Source organism: Aporhodopirellula sallentina SM41 (genome assembly GCF_000346505.1).
GTDB classification, from domain to species: Bacteria; Planctomycetota; Planctomycetia; order Pirellulales; family Pirellulaceae; genus Rhodopirellula; species Rhodopirellula sallentina.
The window spans coordinates 1-4,661 of sequence record NZ_ANOH01000375.1; the positions used below are offsets into that span (position 1 = coordinate 1).

A 4,661-nucleotide genomic window follows, 5' to 3' on the forward strand; every position below is an offset into this window, starting at 1 on the left:
CGGAGATGTGATCATCAAAATTGACAGGCGGCTTTTCGAGCGTCTCGCGTTTCGCCTCCACCGCGTTCGCTTCCGCGGGCAGAATCATCGCTGCGAACGCGAGCAAACACGCTGCGTGCCACGACGGCAAACAAGGGTTCGGTTTCACTCGTTTCTTCGGTTGAACTGGATTCATGGGGTTCATCAAAGCGGGATGTCTATCGGACGGGCGGCGTGATCGCACCCAATGATCAACATTGGCGTCGCAATCGGTTGGCGTTAGTGATTGAAGGAAAACTCAGTTGAGTTGAACAATCCCCAAAAGATGTCTTCATACGGCTTCGGGTCTTTGGCAGAATCACCAACCACCGCAACGAGATCTGCGACCTCTTCCGCGGTGGGCTGGCGAGAGAGAGTTCGCACAAACAGTTCTTCGATAACCTGCTCGGGCTGTTCTTTCGATGCGACGAGTTTTCGGATCTCGCCATTGGCCCACAATCGCTTCTGAATCGTTTCGCCAACGGCAAGGTGCAATGCCTGCGACAATGTCGGCTGTGTGTCTGTTTCGCAGGCACAAATGGTGGCACGACTCGAGCGGCCGAACGTTTTGAAGAACGGCGTCCCGTAGTTCGGCCCTCCCGTGTCACCGCCGGAGATCGGGAAATAATTGATCGCGCGTGTACCGGCGGCGAACTTCGGCAACGACGCCTGCATGCCTGTCGCGGTGGCAACGGAATCGAGTAACACGTCCGCCCGCAAATGCCTCAGGTAAGCATGCGAGAATTGTCGGGTGTCCCCCTTGTTCGACGCGTTGGGCTGAACACTCAGTTGATAGACCCGAGAATTGCAAATGTCTCGCACCAACGTTCTGAGATCGAACCCGGATTCCACCAAGCGGTCCGAAATTGCGTCGAGCAGTGGTCCGTTGACCGGTGGATTGCTCACGCGAATGTCATCGACCGGTTCAACGATCCCTTTGCCGAGCAACTGTGCCCAGATTCGGTTGGCGATGTTGCGACTGAACATCTTGTTGTCAGGCGACGTCAACCATTTCGCCAGCTCTTTTCTCGGATCGCCGTCACTCGCCACCGGTTCCACCCCGCCGAGCACGCGTGGCGGCATCGGACGCTTGTCAACGACGTGCTTCATCGGCGGCGTTGACGTGTCATAGAAAATCCTCCGCTCACGAGGTTCCACACCGGGTTTGCGTTTCATCCCAGCAAAGAAACTGACGAAACTGTAGTAGTCGTCTTGAGTCCACCGATCGAACGGATGGTTGTGACATTCGGCACATTGAATCTGCACTCCGAGAAAAACCTGCGAGAAATCGGCAGCGAAGACTTTCGGTTCGAAACGAGGGGCGTGGACCATCATCGTGTACAGGTTCGCGGGTCCGTTGGTCAGGTTACTCCCCGACGCGACGACCATTTCTTCCACAAACTCGTTCAGCGGACGTCCCGATCGCATTTGCTTTCGGATCCATTCGTAAAACGACATTGCGGCTTTGACGTGCGTCGCGGCGGGAGCATAGTTGCCACCAATGATTCGCAGTTGCTCAGCCCACAACGCCGTCCACAAGTCAGCAAACTCGTCGTTTGCCAGAAGTTCATCGATCTTTGCCGCACGATCTCGATCGCCATCCATGAACTCACGATACTCGTCCACCGTCGGAGTTCGGCCGGCCAAGTCCAACGTCACACGTCGCAAGAACGTCTCGTCATCGCACAGCCCCGAAGGAGTGATTCGCAGTTTCTGCAATCGGTCATAGACCAGTTGATCGATGTAGTTCGTCGCGGGTGGATCGGGCCAATCAAACCCTTCGGCGGGCGGCAACACGATGACCTCCACGCCGACCGTGAATCGGTTGTAACGTGCGAACACGTACGTATCGCCGGGGCCAACCGCAGTCACAATGCCATCGTCATCGATCGTCGCCACGCTTTCGTTGTTGCTGTGGAATCGTGCCAACGAAGTGACCAATCGCTTCGAACCATCACTCGCGATCGCGCCGACCCGCAAACGATCTTTAGCACCTTTCTTTTCAAACAGAAACCGCTCTTTCGAGAGAATCACCTCGACCGTGTCGGGAACCGAATCGGAGTCATCGGGCGCACCGGCGGCAATCCATCGATAGAGCGTTTCATAGTACTCGCTGGATTCGTCGAATAGCTTCCCGCCGGTGTGCGCGACTTTTCCGGTAGATTTCAACAGCAGCAAACTTTGCTCGGGAACCGCCGTGTTGACACGCCGCCCCACCATCTCGTTCACGGTGCGGTGATAGTCGCCTTTGGGATCGTACCCGAACAGCGACAACATGAATCCGTCCTTGCCACTCGCGGCGCCGTGGCACGATCCAGCGTTGCACCCGGCTCGAAAGAACACCGGCATCACGTCGCGACGAAAACTAGGCGCGTCGCTATCGGCAACGTTTTCGTTTGCAGCAACAGTAGTGGACGCAATGCCCACAACGAAAACTGCCAGTATCAAACTCAACTTCCGACGATGGGGCGTGATACTTGCAACGCCGTTGTTAAAGATTGCTTTGAACATGGATTCGAGTGAAAGTGTCATGATGCGTTCCTAAATGCCCGATTCATGTCGCGTGGGCAAAGACGTTTTAGTACGGCGGTTGGTCGAGATTTTCGTCAGACGTTCGTTAACCTTGTCCCGGATCAATTCTCAGCACGCCATTGCCGGTTCGCTGAACAATCTCTTGGCCCTCCGCCTCGAGAATTACTTCGCACGCCAATCCCGTCGCCGAACCCAACAGAGCCTCTTCGGTGGCTTCGATTTGGAAACGCACCTCTTTGGATTGATTGTTCAACGTCGGCATGGGATCGATAACGTTCACCCCTTTGGGCAACCCGAGCAAACGGACACGAGCCTCACCATCGAACGCGTTTTTGTGCTCGACGTTCCATATAAACGATTTTCGCTCACCCCGGCGAACGCTCTCGGGATTGGCGGCCAACTCGACGTAGCGGTCCGCCACCGTGAGTTCGATAAATTCAGAAGACACTCGTGTGTGCCCCACACCCAAGAAAGGATCAATGTCGTCGCGAACCGTGCTGGCGATCGCGACCACCGGCCATGTTGTTAGCTGAGCACCGGGCGTCGCCGAAATTCTCAGCAGACCTTCCGTTTCGCCTGGAGGAATCGTTTGAGGCGGCTGGATCGCTAGACCCGGCGGCGACCAAACCGCCCCAAACTCAACCGCACCCTCAAATCCTGGACGGCGGTGAATTTTGACGGGCAATGCCAACTCACCTCCCCGAACGAGCGGCGCCGACGGCTTGATCAATTCAATTGAAAACGGTGCCGGATCGACCACGGCCGTGATATAGGCATCCACGCGCACCGTATTCCAAGCATCGCCTCCGGAGTGATTGATAAACGGCACCTGCTGCACCGATCGACTCTCGACGTTTTCATTCGGGTCGGCAGGCACCGCATCGAGAGTAATCACCGCCCCGCCGGGCTCCGCGTCCTCGTCAGCAACCAATTGCATCGGCCAGACTCGGGGGATCTTCCCATTCGGCATCGGAGGAACGATTAACGACATTCCTTTGGGAAGTCCGCGGGCGACAACCTGAAAGTCACCTTTTATCGAATCACACTGTCCCTGCGGGATGTTCACGTTGACGGTCCACCGATTGCCGCGTGGAACCGCGAGTCCCGTCACTCGCATCGACTCGGTCCAGTCAAACGTCGTGCTGCGAAGCACCGTTTGAAAGAGCGTCCTGGGCGATTCAATTTCGATTCGATAGACCCCTGTCGGGCCACCGTTGTTGCTCGAATCAAGCAACTCGATCAAATACTCGCCATCCTTTTTCGGCTCCCAAACCGCCGACGGATCCAACGTATCGGGTAGACCGCTGCGAGAGCGATAGTTTGTTCCATATACATCGCGTTCTTCCAACGTCACATCATCGAGATCGACTTCCGGCTTTCCGAGACCGCCATCCTCATCGATCGGCAGAATACGGATTCGCGGATCGATGGGTGACCCCAAGGTTGTGGAGTACACACGAACGTGCCATCGATCACCTTTCTTGACCCTTACGCGAAAGCGGTCGGACGGATCTCCGGATTCGATGATCCCATTGATCGCGATCGGTAGCGTTTCCACATCCGTCACACTGGCATCGGGTTCTTCGAACACGTTCGGGTACGGACTGCTGCGCAACATCAGCGGAGTCGGGAAACGGCCAAAATGCTCAAACGTTCCTTCCCTCTCTTGAATCTCCACGGCACTCTCAAAATCACCCAACGCGTCGCCGATGAACCGAATCGTTTCTTTCTGTCCGGCTTGGCCGCCGAGAGGATACGCCGCCAACGGACGAGGAGTGTCACTGATGTGCACGCAGTATGGCCGGCGGGAAGGCACAAAAATCGAACGCGATACTTCGACAAACACATGTCCATCCTGCGGCACCTTCAGCGACACCAGTGGATCTTGAATCAACAATGCGTTGTCATCGTTCGCGGCCAACTCTCGGCCACTTTCGTCCAAAATTCGAATGGCGGTATCAAATTCAGAGTCGCCATAATGAACGTCCGCGATGCGAGCACACCCGACCTCGACAGCCAACCGCTGGCCTGCGGTGACGGGCACCTTATACATATCCACGTCGCCGCGATGTCCACCATTCAAAAACCCACGAACGCTCACATTGGGTTGG

General features: G+C 56.1%; 2 protein-coding genes. Both read right to left on the minus strand.

Annotation, left to right across the window (positions count from 1 at the left end):
* Window positions 1-258: 258 nt before the first annotated feature.
* Window positions 259-2,550 (minus strand): DUF1549 domain-containing protein, encoded by a 2,292-nt coding sequence (locus RSSM_RS24615; protein ID WP_008686146.1) that lies wholly within the window; start codon window positions 2,548-2,550, stop codon window positions 259-261.
* Between the two features lie 85 nt (window positions 2,551-2,635).
* Window positions 2,636-4,661, minus strand: a 2,026-nt coding sequence (locus tag RSSM_RS24620) for a PPC domain-containing protein (protein WP_044303572.1), incomplete at its 5' end; no start/stop codon positions are given.

Coding starts and splice junctions, on each gene's coding strand:
- RSSM_RS24615 (WP_008686146.1), bottom strand. CDS start 2,550: ATGACACTTTCACTCGAATCCATGTTCAAAGCAATCTTTAACAACGGC.